Source organism: Rhodoligotrophos appendicifer (genome assembly GCF_007474605.1).
GTDB classification, from domain to species: domain Bacteria; phylum Pseudomonadota; class Alphaproteobacteria; order Rhizobiales; family Im1; genus Rhodoligotrophos; species Rhodoligotrophos appendicifer.
This window is the reverse complement of the sequence record NZ_VHKL01000005.1, coordinates 431,685-449,226: the sequence shown is the minus strand read 5'-3', so window position 1 is coordinate 449,226 and position 17,542 is coordinate 431,685. Positions and strand designations below refer to the sequence as shown.

At 64.3% G+C, this 17,542-nt stretch carries 17 protein-coding genes; 5 read left to right on the top strand and 12 right to left on the bottom strand.

The annotated features are described in order from the left end of the window. Window positions 1-31 precede the first annotated feature (31 nt). Window positions 32-1,564, top strand: a complete 1,533-nt coding sequence (locus tag FKM97_RS13955) for an acetate--CoA ligase (protein WP_144293005.1) — start codon at window positions 32-34, stop codon at window positions 1,562-1,564. 213 nt (window positions 1,565-1,777) lie between these two features. Here FKM97_RS13955 and FKM97_RS13950 read toward each other — a convergent pair whose 3' ends face one another. The 6 genes from FKM97_RS13950 to FKM97_RS13925 form a co-directional block, all read right to left on the bottom strand. Further along, window positions 1,778-2,704 (bottom strand): LysR substrate-binding domain-containing protein, encoded by a 927-nt coding sequence (locus FKM97_RS13950; protein WP_144293004.1) that lies wholly within the window; start codon window positions 2,702-2,704, stop codon window positions 1,778-1,780. Between the two features lies 1 nt (window position 2,705). Next, window positions 2,706-3,515: an ABC transporter permease gene (locus FKM97_RS13945; protein ID WP_144293003.1), complete on the bottom strand. Its 810-nt coding sequence runs from the start codon at window positions 3,513-3,515 to the stop codon at window positions 2,706-2,708. A gap of 11 nt (window positions 3,516-3,526) precedes the next feature. Beyond that, entirely contained in the window at window positions 3,527-4,387 is an 861-nt protein-coding gene (locus FKM97_RS13940) for an ABC transporter permease (protein ID WP_144293002.1), read from the bottom strand. Between the two features lie 34 nt (window positions 4,388-4,421). Continuing rightward, complete coding sequence (locus tag FKM97_RS13935; protein WP_205014984.1) at window positions 4,422-5,582, bottom strand: ABC transporter substrate-binding protein; 1,161 nt, start codon at window positions 5,580-5,582, stop codon at window positions 4,422-4,424. 33 nt (window positions 5,583-5,615) lie between these two features. After that, entirely contained in the window at window positions 5,616-6,755 is a 1,140-nt protein-coding gene (locus tag FKM97_RS13930) for an ABC transporter ATP-binding protein (protein ID WP_144293001.1), read from the bottom strand. An 87-nt stretch (window positions 6,756-6,842) separates the two neighbouring features. Then, on the bottom strand, window positions 6,843-7,622 hold the full coding sequence (locus FKM97_RS13925) for an ATP12 family chaperone protein (RefSeq protein WP_170240911.1): 780 nt from the start codon (window positions 7,620-7,622) through the stop codon (window positions 6,843-6,845). A gap of 151 nt (window positions 7,623-7,773) precedes the next feature. On the opposite strand from FKM97_RS13925, the gene purB reads away from it, so the two are divergent. Together purB and FKM97_RS13915 are read left to right on the top strand one after the other, a co-directional pair. Then, window positions 7,774-9,081, top strand: a complete 1,308-nt coding sequence (gene purB, locus FKM97_RS13920) for an adenylosuccinate lyase (protein WP_144292999.1) — start codon at window positions 7,774-7,776, stop codon at window positions 9,079-9,081. Between the two features lie 258 nt (window positions 9,082-9,339). Then, a complete protein-coding gene (locus FKM97_RS13915) occupies window positions 9,340-9,642 on the top strand; it encodes a hypothetical protein (RefSeq protein ID WP_144292998.1) in 303 nt (100 codons plus the stop codon). Here FKM97_RS13915 and FKM97_RS13910 read toward each other — a convergent pair. Beyond that, entirely contained in the window at window positions 9,636-9,929 is a 294-nt protein-coding gene (locus FKM97_RS13910) for a hypothetical protein (RefSeq protein ID WP_144292997.1), read from the bottom strand. The genes FKM97_RS13915 and FKM97_RS13910 overlap by 7 nt on opposite strands. Window positions 9,930-10,013: 84 nt before the next feature. Continuing rightward, window positions 10,014-10,982, bottom strand: coding sequence for an endonuclease/exonuclease/phosphatase family protein (locus tag FKM97_RS13905; RefSeq protein WP_144292996.1), 969 nt, complete (start codon window positions 10,980-10,982; stop codon window positions 10,014-10,016). 162 nt (window positions 10,983-11,144) lie between these two features. Between FKM97_RS13905 and FKM97_RS13900 the strand changes: the two genes are divergently transcribed. Both FKM97_RS13900 and FKM97_RS13895 read left to right on the top strand, forming a co-directional pair. Continuing rightward, on the top strand, window positions 11,145-11,780 hold the full coding sequence (locus tag FKM97_RS13900) for a peroxiredoxin (protein ID WP_144293070.1): 636 nt from the start codon (window positions 11,145-11,147) through the stop codon (window positions 11,778-11,780). 87 nt (window positions 11,781-11,867) lie between these two features. Then, entirely contained in the window at window positions 11,868-13,841 is a 1,974-nt protein-coding gene (locus FKM97_RS13895) for a copper amine oxidase (protein ID WP_144292995.1), read from the top strand. On the opposite strand, the gene FKM97_RS13890 is transcribed toward FKM97_RS13895, so the two are convergent. The 4 genes from FKM97_RS13890 to surE all read right to left on the bottom strand — a co-directional run bounded on the left by FKM97_RS13890 (window position 13,838) and on the right by surE (window position 17,527). Next, the gene (locus FKM97_RS13890) at window positions 13,838-14,500 is read right to left on the bottom strand and encodes a glutathione S-transferase family protein (protein ID WP_144292994.1); all 663 of its coding nucleotides are present in this window, start codon (window positions 14,498-14,500) and stop codon (window positions 13,838-13,840) included. The two genes, FKM97_RS13895 and FKM97_RS13890, sit on opposite strands and share 4 nt — an antisense overlap. 3 nt (window positions 14,501-14,503) lie before the next feature. Beyond that, a complete protein-coding gene (locus FKM97_RS13885; protein WP_144292993.1) occupies window positions 14,504-15,829 on the bottom strand; it encodes a peptidoglycan DD-metalloendopeptidase family protein in 1,326 nt (441 codons plus the stop codon). Window positions 15,830-15,972: 143 nt separating this feature from the next. Continuing rightward, window positions 15,973-16,683, bottom strand: a complete 711-nt coding sequence (locus FKM97_RS13880) for a protein-L-isoaspartate(D-aspartate) O-methyltransferase (RefSeq protein WP_144292992.1) — start codon at window positions 16,681-16,683, stop codon at window positions 15,973-15,975. A 61-nt stretch (window positions 16,684-16,744) separates the two neighbouring features. Beyond that, window positions 16,745-17,527 carry a 5'/3'-nucleotidase SurE gene (gene surE, locus FKM97_RS13875; protein ID WP_144293069.1) on the bottom strand — a complete coding sequence of 261 codons (783 nt, stop codon included), beginning with the start codon at window positions 17,525-17,527 and terminating at the stop codon, window positions 16,745-16,747. Window positions 17,528-17,542: the final 15 nt, after the last annotated feature.

Genomic DNA, 17,542 nt, shown 5'->3' with positions numbered 1-17,542 from the left:
CTGATCTGGGCTCGCGCCGAGGATTCTGTCCATGAATTTCACTCCCGCCGATCCGCCGCCTGCCCGCTTCAACCTGGCGCGCCATTGCCTCGCTCAGAGTGCGGCCGCCAATCCCTCGAGACGGGCGCTGGTCGTCGCCAGTGATGCGGACGGCCCGGGAGAGGTCTGGAGCTTTGCAGCTCTGGAGGACAGGGTGCTCCGCCTGGCCGAGGGTTTTCGCGCGCTGAACCTGGACCCGGGCGCACGGGTGTTCATGCGGATGGGCAACAGCGCGGACTACGCCTTTGTTTTCTTTGCCCTCAATGCGGCCGGCCTCGTGCCCATTCCCGCCTCCGCGCTGCTGTCGGAAGCGGAAGTGGCCTTCATGATCAGCAATTCCCGCGCCGCAGCCATCGTTACGGACGGGACGCTGCCGCTGCCGCCGCTGGACGACAGCATCGAGATCATCGGGCCCGCGGAACTCGACCGCATGAAGGCGGGACCGCGCGGCCCTTACGCCGACACGGCGCGCGAGGACCCGGCCTTCCTCATCTATACCTCGGGCACCACCAGCCGGCCCAAGGGCGTGCTGCATGCCCAGCGCAGCGTCTGGGGGCGACGGCCCATGGTTGAGGGCTGGTATGGCTACCGCCCGGACGACGTGGTGCTGCATAGCGGCGCCTTCAACTGGACCTATACGCTCGGCAGCGGGTTGTTCGACCCCTGGGCCAACGGCTTGACCGCCATCGTCTATACCGGCCCCAAGGACATCAGTGTCTGGCCTCGCCTGATCCGGCGCCATGGCGCTACGCTGATGGCCTCGGTCCCGACCCTCTACCGGCAGATGCTGAAGCATTGCGACCTCTCGCCGGGCCGTTTGGGCGGTCTGCGCCACGGGCTCTGCGCCGGCGAGTCCCTGCCCGCCCAGCTCGCCCTCGCCTGGCGTGAGCGCACCGGGACGATGCTGTATGAGGCGTTGGGCATGAGCGAGATCTCGACCTATGTGTCGGCGTCGCCAAAGGTGGCGCCCAGGCTGGGTTCTGCCGGCAAGCCGCAGGCGGGACGCTGCGTGGCGATCCTCGACGTCGCCGGCGGCACCACGCCGCTGCCGCCCGGCCAGCGGGGGCTGATCGCCGTGCACCGGTCCGATCCGGGGCTGATGTTGGGCTATTGGGAGCGACCGGAGGAAGAGGCGCAGGTATTCCGCGGCGAGTGGTTCGTGGGCGGCGATCTCGGTCGTTTGGACGAGGACGGATATCTGCACTTCGAGGGCCGCAACGACGATCTCATGAACGCCTTCGGCTACCGGGTCTCGCCGCTAGAGGTGGAGGCCGTGCTGGCACGCCACCCCTCGGTGGCGGAGGCCGCCGTCGTCGAGATCAAAGTCAGCGCGGAGGTCTCGATCATCGCGGGCTTCGTCGTTGCCGCTGCGGGCGCGCAGATCGACGTGGCCGCGCTCAAGCAGTTCGCGGCCACGGAGCTTGCCGCCTACAAGCAGCCGCGGGAGCTCTATGTGGTCGCTGAGCTGCCGCGTACGGCGAATGGCAAGGTGCAACGGCGGGCGCTGGCGGGGCTGGTGGGGTGAGTGCAGCCGCGGAGGACAGGGCCGGCAGGCCCCTTCGTCATCCTCGGGCTTGACCCGAGGATCCAGGACCGCAGGGGAAAGCGTGGTGACCTTGGCCCCTGGATCCTCGGGTCAAGCCCGAGGATGACAGGAGAGGAGAGGCCCCAGGATGACGGGAGAGGAGAGGCCCGAGGATGACGGTGCGGGGGCGGACGGGCCGCGATCGCCAGGCCCTCACCCGCCGATCGTCTGGGTCGGCAGGGCGGCCATTTCTTCCAGGATCCAGTCGCGGACGAGGGCGGCGGGCTTGCGCAGGGGCCGGCGGGTGGTGGCGACGAGGTGGTAGGCGTGGCCGGTGCGCATGACGCCGCGGGCGGCGGGGACGAGGTCGCCATGGACGATGTCGTCGGCCACCACGTGCCACCAACCCAGCGCAATGCCGCGGCCGCGCAGCGCCGTCTGCAGGACGAGGGTGTAGTCGGAGAAGGTCAGGCTGCGGCTGCCGGGGGGCTGGCCATAGCCATGAGCGCCAAGATAGCGCGTCCAGGGGATGCGGGTGGAGCCGGAGAGATGGGCGAAGGTGTGCTGAGTGAGATCGCCCGCGGCCTCGTCCAGGAGGCCGTGCTCGGCGCGGTAGGCGGGGCTGCAGACGGGCAGCACGATCTCCTCCATCAGGACCCAGCTCTGCTGCTCCTCATTGGCGATCGCATTGTAGCGGATGGCGAGGTCGACGCCGTCAAGGGGGCCGTCGGGCTCGCCGCGGGCGAGCTGGAAGCGGAGGTCGATGCCGGGCAGGCTCGTCTGGAAGCGGGCCAGCCGGGGCATGACCCAATGCATGGCGAAGGCGGAGGAGAGTGACAGGGTGACGGTGCCCTCCTCGCCCTGGCGAGCGCGGATGTCGTCGAGGGCCATCTCCATCTGCTGAAAGCCGGCGGTCACGGCGTGATAGAGCTGCCGGCCGTCATCGGTGAGGCTGACGCCGACGGGCGAGCGCAGGAACAGCTTCGTGCCGAGATGGGTTTCGAGGCGGGCGATCATGCGGCTGATGGCGGATTGGGTGACGTTGAACTCCTCGGCGGCGCGCGAGAAGCTCAGATGGCGGGCGGTCGCCTCGAAGACGAAGATCGCATTGGGGGACGGCAGCAGGCGGCGCAATGACATGTCAGGCCCGGGGCGCCCGCTCCCGCAGCAGATATTGCGCGAGGATCAGGAGGGTGAAGGACACGGCGAGCACGACCGTGCCGATGGCGTTGATCTCCGGGGTGATGCCGCGGCGGATCGAGGAATAGATGTAGATCGGCAGGGTGACGTTGGGGCCGGCGACGAAGAAGGCGATGATGAAATCCTCAAACGAGAAGGTGAAGCTCAGGAGCAGGCTCGCCAGGATGGCCGGCATCAGGAGCGGCAGCATCACCTGGCGGAAGGTGCCGAAGGGGGTGGCATAGAGGTCGGCGGAGGCCTCCAGGAGGCTCTTGTCCATGCCAGCGAGACGGGCGCGCACGATGAGCACGACCACGGCCAGGTTGAACATGACATGGGCGGCGATGACCGTGGGCAGGCCCATGGTGAATTTCGGGGCGGCGGTGCCGAGGAGATTCGCGAGCACCGGGTTCACGGCGTCGAAGACGGTTACGAAAGCGATCAAGGTGGCGATGCCGATGACCACGCCAGGGACCATGACGGCAATGTAGATGGCGGCATCGAAGCTGCGGCGCACCCGGGGGGTGACGCGCTCGAGGCCGAGGGCTGCGAGCGTGCCGAGGATCGAGGCCAGGACCGCCGTGACGGCGGCGATGGTGAGGCTCGTCCACAGGGCCTTCACAGCCAAGGGATTGGCGAAGGCCGTGGCGTACCAGGAGAGGGAAAACCCTTCCCAGTCCATGGCATAGCGGCCCGAGTTAAAGCTGAAGATGACGATCAGCGCGATGGGCAGATAGAGAAAGGCGTAGATGAGGGCCGCATACCAGCGCATGGCGCCCGCCCCTAGCTCAGGACCATGCGGCGGGTGCCGCTGCGGCCGAGGATGAAGCGCATATAGATCACGATCACCACCAGCATGATGGCGACCAGAGCCACCGAGACGGCGGCGCCGAAGGGCCAGTTGCGCGATTGGAGGAACAGATCGACCAAAGCATTGCCGATGAAGAAGACCTTGCCGCCGCCCAAGAAGGCCGGAATGATGAACTCGCCCATGAGCAGGATGAAGACCAGCATGGAGCCGGTGGCGACGCCCGGCAGCGAGAGCGGCAGCGTCACCTGAAGAAAGGTGCGGAACGGGCTCGCCCCGAGGTCGGCGGAGGCCTCGAGCAAACGGCGGTCAAGCTTTTCGAGGCTCACATAGATGGGGAAGACCATCAAAGGCAGATAGCCGTAGACCATGCCGAGCAAGACCGCGAAGGGGGTGTTCAGCAGGCGGATGTCGCCGAGGCCGGCGGCGAAGAGGAGCGAAGGGATGCCGCGATTGCCGAGGATCATCATCCAGGCATAGATGCGCAGGAGCTGGCTTGCCCAGAAGGGCACGATCACCAGGACGAGCAGGAGGGTGCGCCAGCGCGGGGAGACCTTCACCGCCAGGAAATAGGCCAGAGGATAGGCGATCAGCACCGTCACGAGCGTGCCCAGGGGGGCGAGCGTGATCGTGTTGAGGAAGGCTGCGGCGCGGGCCGGCAGGTTCAGATAATTGTCGAGGGTGAAGCCCGGCTGGTAGCCGCCCGCCGGTGCGCGCAGGCCAAAGGAATAGACCAGCACCACCACCAGAGGCAGCACCAGAAGGACGATGAAGAACAGGGCGGCCGGAGCCACCATGGCGGCGGTGCCGATGCGCGATCGCGTCGCCGCCGTCATGAGAGGCCCCTTCTTCCCTGCGCGTGACGCGAAATCACGCGGACTTGAACCGGGCCATGATCTCGGCCCGCAACGGGTCGGTCAGGGTCGCGGCGGCCCCGAATTCCAGCTTCGAGAGCAGGTCCTTGGCCGGATAGAGGATCGGATCGTTGAGGATCTTGTCCGGCAGCAACGCATTGGTCTTCGAATCGGTGCTGGGATAGCCATGGGCCTGGACCTCGCGGGCATTCACGAAGGGATCCAGCATGAAGTTGACGAAGACATAGGCCGCCTCCTTGTGGGGGGCATCCTTCGGGATGGCATAGAAATCGGTCCAGATCTCGCCGCCCTCGGAGCCCAGGACGTAGCGCATGGCCGGGATGTCGCGGTGCAGCTGGGAGGCGTCCCCCGTCCAGCAGACCGACATCCAGGCATCGCCATTGCGCATAGAGGGCTGGTAGTCGCTGTTGATGGCAAACAAGTGAGGCTTGGCCTTGATGAGCAGGTCCTCCGCCTGCTTGAGCTCGCCGGGATCGACGGAATTGAAAGAATAGCCGAAATATTTCAGGGCGTTGCCGATGGTGGTGAGCTGGTAGTCATGGACCATGACGCGGCCTGAGAGGTCGTCCATGGTGCGGTCCCAGAACTGCTTCCAGGAGGTCATGTCGCCGGTGACCTTCTCGGTGTTGATGACATAGCCCGTGGTGCCCCAGTCCTTCGGCACCGCATAGAGCTTGCCGTCGATGGTGGCCTCGCCGGTGAAGCGGCTCTCCTGGGAGGCCGGATCGTAATTGGGCAGCTTCGCCGTATCGAGCGCATCGATCAGGCCGAGCTTGTTGTAGGTCGAGATCGTGTAATTGGTGGGAACGAAGACGTCCCAGCCGGTGCCGCCGGCCTGCAGCTTGGCCAGCATCTCCTCGTTCGAGCCGAAGACGGAGATCTGCACATTGACGCCGGTCAGCGCGGTGAAATCGTCGATGTTCTTCTGATTGAAATAATTGGGCCAGGTGGTGAAGGCGAGCGTGTCGCCGAGGTCGCCGAAGGCGTAAGCGGCCCGCGGCTTCAATGCCGGGACCGCGCTGCCGAGCACCGCCATGGCCGCGCCAAGGCCGGTCACGCCGAGGAAGTGGCGGCGGGTCACGGAGCCGCGCTGATAGCGACGGAGCTCCTCCATGAAGCGGCGCGCCGTGATCGGCTTGTCGTCATTGCTTGACATGATGCTCTCCCCATTTGCGGAATTTCCCGCGTTTCAACTGTTCAGCTGCAAGATCAGCGCCGCGCCCGGCCGCCAGCCGACGGCCACGCGGTCGCCCACGTCGAAGGGTCTTTCCACCTGCTCCACCTGCCGCGGCGTCATCACCAGGAACTCGCCCAGATGCTCCGCTCGCACGAGATATTCGGTGTGCTCGCCGAGGAAGATGCGGTTCAAGACCAGCGCATCGGCGGCGACCGCCGTGCCATCGGGAAGGCCCGCCGGATCCCGCACCAGAATCATCTGCTCAGGGCGGATGCTGACCGCGATCCGGTTGCCAACCGCGACCGGCTCCCGGCCGAAATCCCGCGCCGACACCCTCTTGTCGCCCGCCAGGAGCACGTCCACGAGATCGCCGGTCCGCGCTTGCGCCCGGCCCTCGAAAAAATTGGATTTGCCGACGAAATCGGCGACATAGCGCGAGACCGGGCGATCATAGAGCTCCTGAGGCGAGCCGATCTGGACGATCCTGCCCTCGCGCATGACGCAGACACGGTGGCTCATGGAGAGGGCCTCCTCCTGGTCGTGGGTGACGAGGACGAAGGTGATGTCGAGATCGCGCTGGAGGTTCTGCAGCTCGATCTGCATGTCATGGCGAAGCTTGCGGTCGAGGGCGGCAAGAGGCTCGTCCAGCAACAGCACCCTGGGCTGGTTGATGAGCGCCCGGGCGAGAGCCACACGCTGCTGCTGGCCACCGGAGAGTTCCCAGACCCGGCGATGCTCGAAGCCGCTGAGGCGCACCATGGCCAGGGTCTGCGTCACCCGGGAGGCGATCTCGGCAGCACTCGGTCGTGGCGACCTCTGCTTCAGGCCATAGGCGACGTTGCGGCCGACGTCGAGATGCGGGAACAGGGCATAATGCTGGAAGACCATGTTCACCGGGCGCTTATGGGCGGGAACCCCATTGACCCGCATGCCCTCGATGAGGATTTCCCCGTCACTGGGCTGGTCGAAGCCTGCGATCATCCGCAGGGACGTCGTCTTACCGCAGCCCGACGGTCCCAGGAGGGACAGAAACTCGCCCTTGCGGATCACCAGATCCATGGGCTCGACGGCAACCACCTCCCCGAAGCGCTTCGACGCCCGGCGAAATTCTATGACGGGACCCTCGTCCTGAACGGCCGATGACAACCCCATGAAACTCTATGACCTCTTACCCCGGAGCCATTCTTCGGCCAAAGACCCATCGGAGACAAGTGGCAAGAAGGATGAGGGAGAAACCGGTCAGGTGCGGGCGAGGGACAGGAGGTGGACGGCCGAGAAAAACTCCGCCCAACGGAAGGCCCGGCGGCGTGCGGCGGCGGCATCATAGCCCCATTGCTCCGCCTGCCAGTCTTCGTCGACATGTGCCGCTTCCCAGCCCGGCTGAGGCAGAAGATGGCCCTCGGCAATCGCCATGGCGATGATCGCCGAGCCGGACAAGGTGGTCATGTTATGGAGCGCTGTGAGCTCAAAGGCATCATAAGTCTCCAAATGCCTCCGCAGGGCCGCCAGCGCCTCGGCCGGCTGCTCGCGCGGCATGACCCCCGTCGTCCGCACGAGACTCGCGCCCAGCGAGGCGGCCGCCCAGTCCAGAACCGGATCCCAAATCATGCATTGCCGAGCCCGGAGAGGATCCGGATCTTCAGCACGGTAACACAGGAGATCGCTGGCGGCGTAAGCCAGGATCTCATCGACGATGCGCCCCAGATCCGGCGCAACCCGGTCGATTGCGGTGTTCGCCAAGCGCGTCAGAGGCATGGCGGCGGGGTCGATCTCCTGCGCCTGCGCCTCCCATTCGGCGGCCACTTCCTTCGCCATCGCCGAATTCGGGAGGCTCAGAAGATGCTTGAGAGGTGTCCGCACGGGGCGCCCGTCGAGCTCAATCGCCAGCCCCGCTCCGGAGTCGGAGATCGAGACTTGCTTGTAGAAGCGCTTCGGAAGCGGACGCTTCTGCACATGGGTGCGAATCATGGCGGCGAAATCAGTGTCTTCCCGGTGCTCTTCCATGGCATCATCCGTCATCTCATTCTCGACCTTTCCGGTGCGGCCCCGCCCACTATCGAAGAAAACTGGCGCAGTCCTAATCTCGTTCCTGGCTTCCCGCAACATTGAGCCCGCCCCGCCGATTTGATAAGCAGGCGGCACATCGCATTCCATTGCCACGAGGCCGTTGATGATCCCCCGATATACACGTGAACAAATGGCCTCGATCTGGTCGCCGGAATCCAAATTCCGAATCTGGTTCGAAATCGAAGCCCACGCCCTGACCGCCATGGCCGATCTTGGCCTGGTTCCCAAAGACGCAGCGGACACGCTGTGGGAAAAAGGCATGCCGGCGACCTTCGATGTCGAGCGTATCGACGAAATCGAGCGCGAAGTGCGCCATGATGTGATCGCCTTCCTCACCCATCTCGCTGAGATCGTCGGGCCAGAGGCGCGCTTCGTCCATCAAGGCATGACGTCATCCGACGTCCTGGACACCTGCCTCAACGTCCAGCTCCGGCGAGCGGCCGACCTCCTGCTCGCCGATATCGACGGCTTGCTGGCCGCGCTCAAGCGGCGAGCCCTGGAGCACAAGCTGACGCCGACCATCGGCCGCAGCCATGGCATCCACGCGGAACCGACGACCTTTGGCATCAAGCTGGCGACCTTCCATGCGGAATTTTCCCGCGCCCGCGCCCGCCTCGTGAACGCGCGGGAGGAAATCTCGACCTGCGCCATCTCGGGTGCGGTGGGCACCTTCGCCAATATCGATCCCCGCGTTGAAGAGCATGTAGCGCGCGCCATGGGACTCACGCCGGAGCCGGTCTCCACCCAGATCATTCCGCGGGACCGGCATGCCATGTTCTTTGCCGTGCTGGGGGTGATCGCCTCCTCCGTCGAGCGGCTGGCGACAGAAATCCGTCACCTGCAGCGCACGGAGGTGCTGGAGGCTGAAGAATATTTCGCACCAGGCCAGAAAGGTTCGTCGGCCATGCCGCATAAGCGCAACCCGGTGCTGACGGAGAACCTCACGGGGCTCGCCCGCCTGGTGCGCTCCGCGGTCACGCCCGCCCTGGAGAATGTGGCGCTCTGGCACGAGCGGGACATCTCGCATTCCTCCGTCGAGCGCGGCATCGGGCCGGACGCGACCATCCATCTCGACTTCGCCCTCGTCCGGCTGACGAACGTCATGGAACGCCTGGTGATCTATCCGGAGACGATGAAAGCCAATCTGGACCGGCTCGGGGGCCTCATCCATTCCCAACGGGTGATGCTGGCCCTGGTTGATGCAGGCGCACAGCGGGAGGACGCCTACCGGCTCGTGCAGCGCAACGCGATGCCGGTCTGGCGGGGGCAAGGCAATTTCCTCGATCTGCTGAAAGCCGATGACGAAGTCCGCGCCCTGCTCTCCGACAGCGCCCTCGAGGGGCTGTTCGATCTCGGCTATCATTTTAAGCATGTGGACGTGATCTTCGAGCGTGTCTTCGGCACGCATTGATCCGAAGGGGTCGGAAGCCGTCGTTTCCCCCTCTCCTGCTCGGATTTCACAAACGCCCGACGGGCGGATCGCAGGCTGCAACCAATTGAAGCGCACGAGATTTTAACCTGGTGCGTTGCACGGTTGCAGCAGGGTGGTCCAAAGAGCGGACTAAGGCGAAATCATGATGGTGCGCATCACCCGCTGTGATTATATATCCAGGAGTGAGCGACGGCTTGCCGTGACGCGCGGCAGGTCGGATGCGCGAGGGAGATCAGAATGTCGTTCAAGTTAAATGCAGCCGGTCTAACCTTTGCGTTGATGCTCAGTTCCGGATTGATGGTCTCGACTCACGCGGCGGAGCAATTCATTCCGCAAGGCCACGTCTATGGTCCCAACAGCGAGCAGCTGCCTGCCCTCAACAGCACGCAGGACCAGATCGATGCCATGGCCGATATCCGCGAGACCGAGATCTGGAAGTCACAGCACCGCGAGCGCCTGTTCCTCCAGCAGCTCGACCGGCTGATCGATCACGATCTCACGACACCCAACTCCGTCAATGCCTTGTGGGGCAATCACTGAGATTCGCACTGGCCGTGGTCGGCGGGTGATCGGCCCGCCGCATCAGCCATCGCCTGCCGGTGGGATCTGACGACGTCATCCTGGCGCATCCTCCTGGCCAATTCGCGGGCATAACGGCGCGCATCGGCATGGCCGGCGAGTGCCGCCAAGGTGAGGCAGGCATGCGCCTCGATCTGGTCTCGGGACGAAGCTCCGACGCGATCCAGGTGCGTGGCCTTGGCAAACAAGGTCGCGCTGCGGCGCTCGGCCGTATCCTCCTCGGATAGCACCAAGCGCAAATGCGACATACGCAACTCCGTTTCAACGCCACTGACGACCGAACTCTGAGGCATTCTACGCAATCGTCGCAAACTCGTTGTTAAGGAACGTGGTTAAGGCTTCGTGACCACTGCTGCTTCGGGGGCCGGACGAATCGCAAAGGAGGCCAGGATCGGCAAGTGGTCGGAGGCGGCCGCCGTTGCGGGCAGTGCGGCGTCGAGCACCCTGACGCTGCCACCGAAGAACATGTGATCAATGGCCAGCTGCGGCAGAGGCAAGGGCCAGGCTGGCCACGTCGGCCAGATTTGCGACGCGGTCAGGCCGCTGGCGCGAACGAAGTCGTCGAAGAGCAGCGAAAAGGGGGTGGTGTTGAAATCGCCTGCGATGATGAGGGGCGTGGCCGTCTCCTGTCGCACCCGAGCAGCCAAGGCTGCCATTTGGCGCTGCTGGTCATAGATTCGCGGCGGGCGCAGGGTGTGCACCGTCATCAGCTTCAGGCCCCCGAAGCCGCGACCGAATTGTGCGGAGAGGACGGGGAGATCGTCCGAGAGGATCTCAAAGCGCGTGGCGAGGATGGGCTGCTTGGACAGGATCACCATTTGACAGCCGGCCTTGCCGCTACAATTTTCTTGAAACGGATACAGGTCGGCCAGGGATTTCAGGAGAGGTTGCTTGTCGGAGAAAACCTCCTGCATGACCACCAGATCGGCGTTGGCGCCGCGCAGCATCTGCTCGATGGCGGCCAAATCGTTATTGGAGGCCCAGCTGTTGAAGGAGAGGAGCTTCACCTGACGCTCACCCTGAAGCGGCGCGCGCTCGGCCGGCTGAATGGCGACGGCAAAGTGCGCAGACAGGCCGATGAGGATCATCAGGATCAAAAAGCCGGTCAGGGAGACGGTGAACCACAGCCGCGGGACAAGCAGGGCGACCATCAAGATCAGGGCTGCGCCCGCGGCATGCAGGCGAAAATTGGCCAGGATGTCGAGGGGCAGCCAGAGCGTGCCGAGATAGCCCAAAACCAGGACAGCCAGAGCCGCAAGGATGCCAGTGGAGACGACAATCAAGGAAGTCGAGGGGATCATCGGGGATGCAGGTCTGGATTTTCACGGAGGCCAGAGCCAGCTTATAGCCGAACCGTTCCGGGGAAGAGAGTTCTTTATCCGGGACAAACGTTCGTATAAAAGAACGAATGCGATTTCCGGGCGCATGAGGCGCCATTTTCAAACAGGCATGGAGGCCAGATGATGTCATTGCAGCTGGGCGATACCGCTCCCGATTTCACCGCGGAGACGACCGAAGGCCAGATCCAGTTCCACCAGTGGCTGGGCGATAGCTGGGGGGTCCTGTTCTCGCATCCGAAGAATTTCACCCCGGTCTGCACCACGGAGCTCGGCTATACGGCGAAGCTCAAGCCGGAGTTCGACAGACGCGGCGTCAAGGTGATCGGCATCTCGGTGGACGCCATCGACAATCACGACAAATGGGCCGATGACATCAAGGAGACCCAAGGGCATGCGCTGAACTTCCCCCTGATCGCGGACCACGACCGCAAGGTCGCCAACCTCTATGGCATGATCCATCCCAATGCGAGCGACACCATGACGGTGCGCTCGGTGTTCGTGATCGGGCCGGACAAGAAGGTCAAGCTCACCCTCACCTATCCGGCCGCCACGGGCCGCAATTTCGACGAGATCCTGCGGGTGATCGACAGTTTGCAGCTCACGGCGAAGCATCAGGTCGCGACCCCGGTCAACTGGGCGAATGGCGACGACGTGATCATCGTGCCGTCGGTGAGCGACGAGGATGCCAAGAAGAAGTTCCCGCAAGGCTGGAAGGCGCTGCGTCCCTATCTGCGGCTGGTCGAGCAGCCGAAGGGCTGAGACAGGCGGGTCAGCCCTGATGAAAAGGCGTCCTTGCGGGCGCCTTTTTTCTTGTGGGCGAGGTCGGACTGCCTCTATCCAGCTGTCATGCGCCTGATCTCCCCCCTCTTCGCCGCGTTGCTGCTCGTGCTGTCGCTTGCCCCCGCGGGCGCACAGGAGACGGCGGCCCCACATCCCCTGGATGGCCTGAGCTTCGCCGAGATCGAGCGGACGGTGGCCATTGTGAAGGGTGCCGGCCTCGCCGATGGGCAGACAATGTTCCCCACCATGACGCTGCTGGAGCCGCCCAAGGGGGAGGTCCTGGCCTGGACGCCGGGGCAGGCCTTCTCCAGACGCGCGCTCGTCGTCACCCGGAAATCGGCCGAGACCACCAGGATCGTCGTCGATCTCAGGGCCGGTACCATCGTCTCGCGGGAGGTCGTGGCCGACGCGCAGCCGTCGATCATGCAGCATGAATGGGCGGCGGCCGGGGACCAGCTCATGGCCGATGCGCGCTGGCAGGCCGCCATGCGCAAGGCGGGATATCAGGATCTCTCCGGGATCAGCTGCACGCCGATGCCGCCGGGCGCCTTTCCGAAGGAGCCCTATGGGGCGCGCCGGATCCTGCGCGTGTCCTGCTATGAGGACAGCACGGAGCCCCGCCCCCAGGTGAGCCGCTCCATCGAGGGCATTCTCGGGATCGTCGATGCCGATACCGGCGCCGTGATCGACGTCAAGGTCGAAGCGCCGGTCATCCGGCCCGCCGCCGAAGGCCCCGTTCCGGCGCCGTCCCCCCTGCCCGCTCAGAAGCCGGTGATCAACGCCTCGCCTTCGGGCACGAATATTCGCGTGAGCGGGGCCTATGAAGTGGAATGGCAGAACTGGTCGTTTCATCTCCGTGCCGACCGGCGAAGCGGGCTGGTTGTATCCCTGGTGCGATTCCAGGACCAACAGAAGAAGCGGCTCGTCGCCTATCAGATGGCTCTGGCCGAGCTGTTCGTGCCCTATATGGATCCCGCCCTGGGCTGGAACACGCGCAATTATCTCGACGCCGGGGAATTGGGGCTGGGCTATCTCGTGTCGACGCTGGCGGAAGGCAAGGACTGTCCCACAGACTCCTTTTATCTCGATCTCCTGATGCCCAGCGACCAAGGCGGCATGTTCAAGGCCGACAGCGCCCTGTGCATCTTCGAGCGCGCCACAGGCTCACCGGCCTGGCGCCATTTTTCGGCGGAGAACGGGACCACCGATGCCCGCGCGGAGGTGGAACTGGTGGTGCGCACCATCCCCACCATCGGCAATTACGACTACATCGTCGACTATGTCTTCTCCTCCCGGGGGGCGATCACCACGCGGGTGGGCGCAACCGGCATCGATGCCGTCAAGACGGTGACGGCAGACAGCCTCGCCTCCCCCACAGCAGCTGAGGAGACGCGCTATGGCGCTCTCGTCGCCCCGCGCACGGTCGCTCCCTATCACGATCATTATTTCGCCTTCCGGCTGGATCTCGACATTGACGGGCCGCAGAACACGCTCGTCGCCGAGCGGTTCGTCCCGGAACAGCTGCCCGCAGAGAATGTGCGTGGCAGCCTCTGGCGGTTGCAGCCCGAAATCATCAGAGAAGAGGGGCCGGTTTCGGGCTCGCATCACGGAGCGGCCGGGGAGATCTGGCGGGTCATCAATCCGGATCGGCGGACGGCGCTCGGCTATGCCCCCGGCTACGAAATCATGCCGGAACACGGCACCGCCACGTCGATGCTGAAGGCCGATGATCCCGCCCAGAGGCGGGCGGCATTCTCCGCCTCAACCCTGTGGGTGAGCCGGGCCAATCCTTCAGAACTTTACCCCGTCGGCGACTTTCCGCTGGTCACCCTCGACGACGGACTGCCGCGCTTCGTCACCCCGCCGGAGCCGATCGAAAATCAGGATCTCGTGTTCTGGTACACGGTGGGCTTCCGGCATGTGACGCGGCCCGAGGACTGGCCGATCCTGCCCACCATGTGGCATGGCTTCGTCCTGCGACCCTATGGGTTCTTCGACAGGGACCCCTCAGCGAGCCTGCCGCCGGTTTTCGCGAACTAGCCGAATTTGCGCTCATTGGCATCCCATTCCTCAGCGCAGGTGCCGAAGGGAATGAGGATGTGCTTCGCAAAGGCCGGCCGAGAGGACAAGACGTCCATATAGCGTTGGACATTGGCCAAAGCGGGCCGTTCGATGGGCATCCGCACATAGCGGGCGACATAGGCGCCAATGGCGATATCGCCCATGGTCAGCGCCGGGCCCGCGATGAATTCGCTCCGTCCGAGCACGTCGTCGATGCGCCGGAAGACCGGATGCAGCCGCTCGGCGGCCTGGGCGATCGCTGCCGCATCATGCTGCGCCTTCGGCTTGCGCACCGTCGCGAAGAAGACCGGTGTCAGACTCGGACTGACCTCCGACAGGCTCCAGTCCATCCAGCGGTCGGCGTCGGCACGCTTTGCGGGGTCAAGGGGCCAGAGGGGCTCTCCGCCATAGCGGGACGCAAGATAGCGGACGATCGCATTGGATTCCCAGAGGATCGTCTCACCATCCTTGATGGTCGGAACCAATCCCCCAGGATTCATCGCCCGATATTCAGGACGGTCAGTGCCCTTGAACGAACCTCCGGTTGGAATTCGCTCATGCTCGAGACCGAGCTCACCAATGGTCCACATGACCTTCTGGACATTGATCGAATTGGCTCGGCCCCAGACCGTCAGCATGTCTTAGTCGCTCGCCAGATAGGTCGAGCCGAGATGGCCCATGGGGTCAACGGCCTGAGCCCCTTTGCGGATTTCGAAATGGACCTGCGGACTGGTCACGGACCCGGTCGCGCCGGCCTTGGCAATGATGTCACCGCGCTTGACCTGCTCGCCACGCTTCACGAGCAGTTCCTTGTTGTGGGCGTAGGCCGTAACCCAGCCGCCCTCGTGGCGGATCAGAACCAGATTGCCGAAGCCCTTCAACTCGCTCCCCGAATACGCGACGACGCCGTTCTCGGAAGCCCTGACGCTGGTGCCTTCCGGAACCGCAATATTGATGCCGTCATTGCGGGAGCCGTTCGGCTTATCGCCATATTTGGAGATGATGCGACCCTTCACCGGCCAGCGGAAGCTCGCCGCGCTGCGCGTCTCGGGCGCCGGGAGCGATGCCGATTGCGCCGGAGACGCCGAGGGCACCTGCTGTGGCAGCGCATTCCCGCTGACAGCGCCGGAACCATCGGTCTTCAATGTTCCCAGAGTAGAGGGACCGGGTGCGGCTGCCATGCTGGTGGGTCCAAGGGATGCCACCTTGGTGCCCGCGGCCGTCGATTGGCTGCGGCCGTTTTCGGTCATGGCGGAGGCGCCGTTGGGGATCTTCACCGTCTCGCCGACCCGCAGCTGATAGGAGGTGGTGTACCCGTTGAGATCAGCAATGGCCATGGGCGAGACATTATAGGCGCGGCCAAGGCTGTAGAGAGTTTCTCCCGACTTGGCCGTATGGCTGCCGCCCGCGCTCAGAGGAGCGGAGGCACTCGCGTTCCGCACGCCGGAGACACTGCCATTGCCTCCCGCCGCTGCGCTGGCCCCACCCGGCAGCCGCAAGATCTGACCGGCGCGCACCTCGTAAGGCGGTGTCAGGCCGTTGGCTGCGACGATCTGGTTAACGGAGACGCCATTCTCGCGAGCGACGGCATACAGGGTCTGGCCGGAGCGGACGGTGATCTGATTGCCGCCGCCGCTGGTGGCGGCGTAGGTGTTGGTGGGAACCGGGGCCGAGGCTGGAGCGGATGCGTAGCCGGACGGCGGCTGGTAAGCGCCGCCACCCTGATAGGCGCCCGTGGAATAGGCGCCCCCACCGGCCGGAGGGACCTGAGACGTCTGTACCGCATCAGTCGGCGCCGAACTCACCGGCGCGGCCGAGGTCGCATAGCCACCCGTCGATCCCGTGGTGGCCGGACCGAAGCGGCTCATATCCGCGCTGCATGCCGCCGAGAGGCCGGCCAGCGCCACCGCGCCTGCAAGCCGTGCAACGCGCCTTGCCCGCAAGGGGCTAATGGTGGAGCAACGCATTAATCTGAACTCCCGCAACTGAACCAATCGAGCAACATAGTGAATGAGTTAAGTTAAAAGACACTTAAGGTTGCGGCGGCCTTAAACATTGAACACCGCGCCCTGAGCCAGTCCTCAAGGATCTTGATTTCCTGCATTGGAAATCACCCTTCCTTGGGCAATCCTGCAACCAGAGGTACAAACCTCACCGGCAACAACGACTGGCGATCATAGCCCCGCTCCGTGCGAATGATCCGCTGGAGCTCCTGGCGACCGGGCGAGGTTTCGACCGGAATGATCATGATTCCGCCGACCCGCAACTGATCAATCAAGGCCTCCGGCACGGATGCGGCAGCGGCCGTCACCAATATTCGATCGAACGGGGCCTGGCTCTTCCACCCCTTAGTCCCATCGCCAGAAACAGACGTCACATTGGTCAGCTTCAGCTTCGCCAACCGCTCTTCCGCGGCTCTCAGGAGAAGGCGATACCGCTCAATTGTGTAAACACGACGGCAGAGATGAGCGAGCACCGCCGTCTGATAGCCAGAGCCCGTCCCGATCTCGAGGACCTTCATGCGATCGGTGACCTCAAGCTTCTCGGTCATGAAGGCGACGATGAAGGGCTGAGAAATCGTCTGACCGCAGGCGATGGGCAGTGACTGATCGGCATAGGCCTGTTCGCCGAAGGGCGCCTCGATGAAGAGCTCCCTGGGCACGCGCTCAATGGCGTCGAGGACAGCCGTATTGCGGATGCCCTGATTGCGCAGGCTCATGATCAGCTGAATCTTCGCGTAATCGCCCGGCTTCGGCTGCACCCCTTTGGAGTTCGGCTCCGGCGGGACCGGCGTGCGGCCATGTTCGTTGTGCTTCGGCATGTTGTTGCCTTGTCAGAGCGCCACCCGAGAGATCATACGCTCGCCGTGCAACCGGTCACATTCACGCGCTCTTCGCCAGGGCCTCGCGCAGAGTATCCATTACTTCGATCTGCGTCAGATTCAGATGAAGCGGGGTCACCGAAATCGCCTCATCCATGATCGCACGCAAATCAGTACCCGAAGCAGGATTACTCATCTCGCGCTTGAAGCCCAGCCAGAAATAGGGATTGCCCCGGGCATCGATGCGCTCATCCACCAGAAGCAGGTTCTGATCGCGCTTGCCTTGGGTCGTGATCTCGACTCCGGTCACCCGTTCAGGCGGACAATCGGGGAAGTTGATGTTCAACAGCGTGCCGGCGCCCAAGGGCAAGCCATAGAGCCTGCGAACGACGTCGGCTCCATGACGCTTGGCGGTCTCCCAATGGATGACGGGCTTCTCGCCCTTCTCACGCTTCTGGAAGCCGTAGGACTGAGACAGGGCAAAGGACATGACGCCCAGAGCAGTTCCCTCCATGGCCGCAGCGATGGTGCCGGAATAGGTGACGTCGTCCGCCAGGTTCTGACCGCGGTTGACGCCGGAGAGGACCAGATGCGGTGGCTCCGGCATCACCTTCTTCAGAGCCATGACCACGCAATCGGTGGGCGTGCCCTTCACCGCGAAGCGGCGCTCGGTGTATTGGCGCAGGCGCAACGGCTCCGCCAGGGTCAATGAGTGGGACGCCCCGCTCTCCTCGGCCTGGGGGGCCACGACCCAGACGTCGCTGGAGAGCTCGTTGGCGATGGCTTCGAGCACCTCCAGGCCGGGGCCGTAGATGCCGTCGTCATTCGTCACCAGGATCCGCAGGGGCTGGCCGTCGGG

Coding starts and splice junctions, on each gene's coding strand:
- FKM97_RS13955 (WP_144293005.1), top strand. CDS start 32: ATGAATTTCACTCCCGCCGATCCGCCGCCTGCCCGCTTCAACCTGGCG.
- FKM97_RS13950 (WP_144293004.1), bottom strand. CDS start 2,704: ATGTCATTGCGCCGCCTGCTGCCGTCCCCCAATGCGATCTTCGTCTTC.
- FKM97_RS13945 (WP_144293003.1), bottom strand. CDS start 3,515: ATGCGCTGGTATGCGGCCCTCATCTACGCCTTTCTCTATCTGCCCATC.
- FKM97_RS13940 (WP_144293002.1), bottom strand. CDS start 4,387: ATGACGGCGGCGACGCGATCGCGCATCGGCACCGCCGCCATGGTGGCT.
- FKM97_RS13935 (WP_205014984.1), bottom strand. CDS start 5,582: ATGTCAAGCAATGACGACAAGCCGATCACGGCGCGCCGCTTCATGGAG.
- FKM97_RS13930 (WP_144293001.1), bottom strand. CDS start 6,755: ATGGGGTTGTCATCGGCCGTTCAGGACGAGGGTCCCGTCATAGAATTT.
- FKM97_RS13925 (WP_170240911.1), bottom strand. CDS start 7,622: ATGACGGATGATGCCATGGAAGAGCACCGGGAAGACACTGATTTCGCC.
- purB (WP_144292999.1), top strand. CDS start 7,774: ATGATCCCCCGATATACACGTGAACAAATGGCCTCGATCTGGTCGCCG.
- FKM97_RS13915 (WP_144292998.1), top strand. CDS start 9,340: ATGTCGTTCAAGTTAAATGCAGCCGGTCTAACCTTTGCGTTGATGCTC.
- FKM97_RS13910 (WP_144292997.1), bottom strand. CDS start 9,929: ATGTCGCATTTGCGCTTGGTGCTATCCGAGGAGGATACGGCCGAGCGC.
- FKM97_RS13905 (WP_144292996.1), bottom strand. CDS start 10,982: ATGATCCCCTCGACTTCCTTGATTGTCGTCTCCACTGGCATCCTTGCG.
- FKM97_RS13900 (WP_144293070.1), top strand. CDS start 11,145: ATGTCATTGCAGCTGGGCGATACCGCTCCCGATTTCACCGCGGAGACG.
- FKM97_RS13895 (WP_144292995.1), top strand. CDS start 11,868: ATGCGCCTGATCTCCCCCCTCTTCGCCGCGTTGCTGCTCGTGCTGTCG.
- FKM97_RS13890 (WP_144292994.1), bottom strand. CDS start 14,500: ATGCTGACGGTCTGGGGCCGAGCCAATTCGATCAATGTCCAGAAGGTC.
- FKM97_RS13885 (WP_144292993.1), bottom strand. CDS start 15,829: ATGCGTTGCTCCACCATTAGCCCCTTGCGGGCAAGGCGCGTTGCACGG.
- FKM97_RS13880 (WP_144292992.1), bottom strand. CDS start 16,683: ATGCCGAAGCACAACGAACATGGCCGCACGCCGGTCCCGCCGGAGCCG.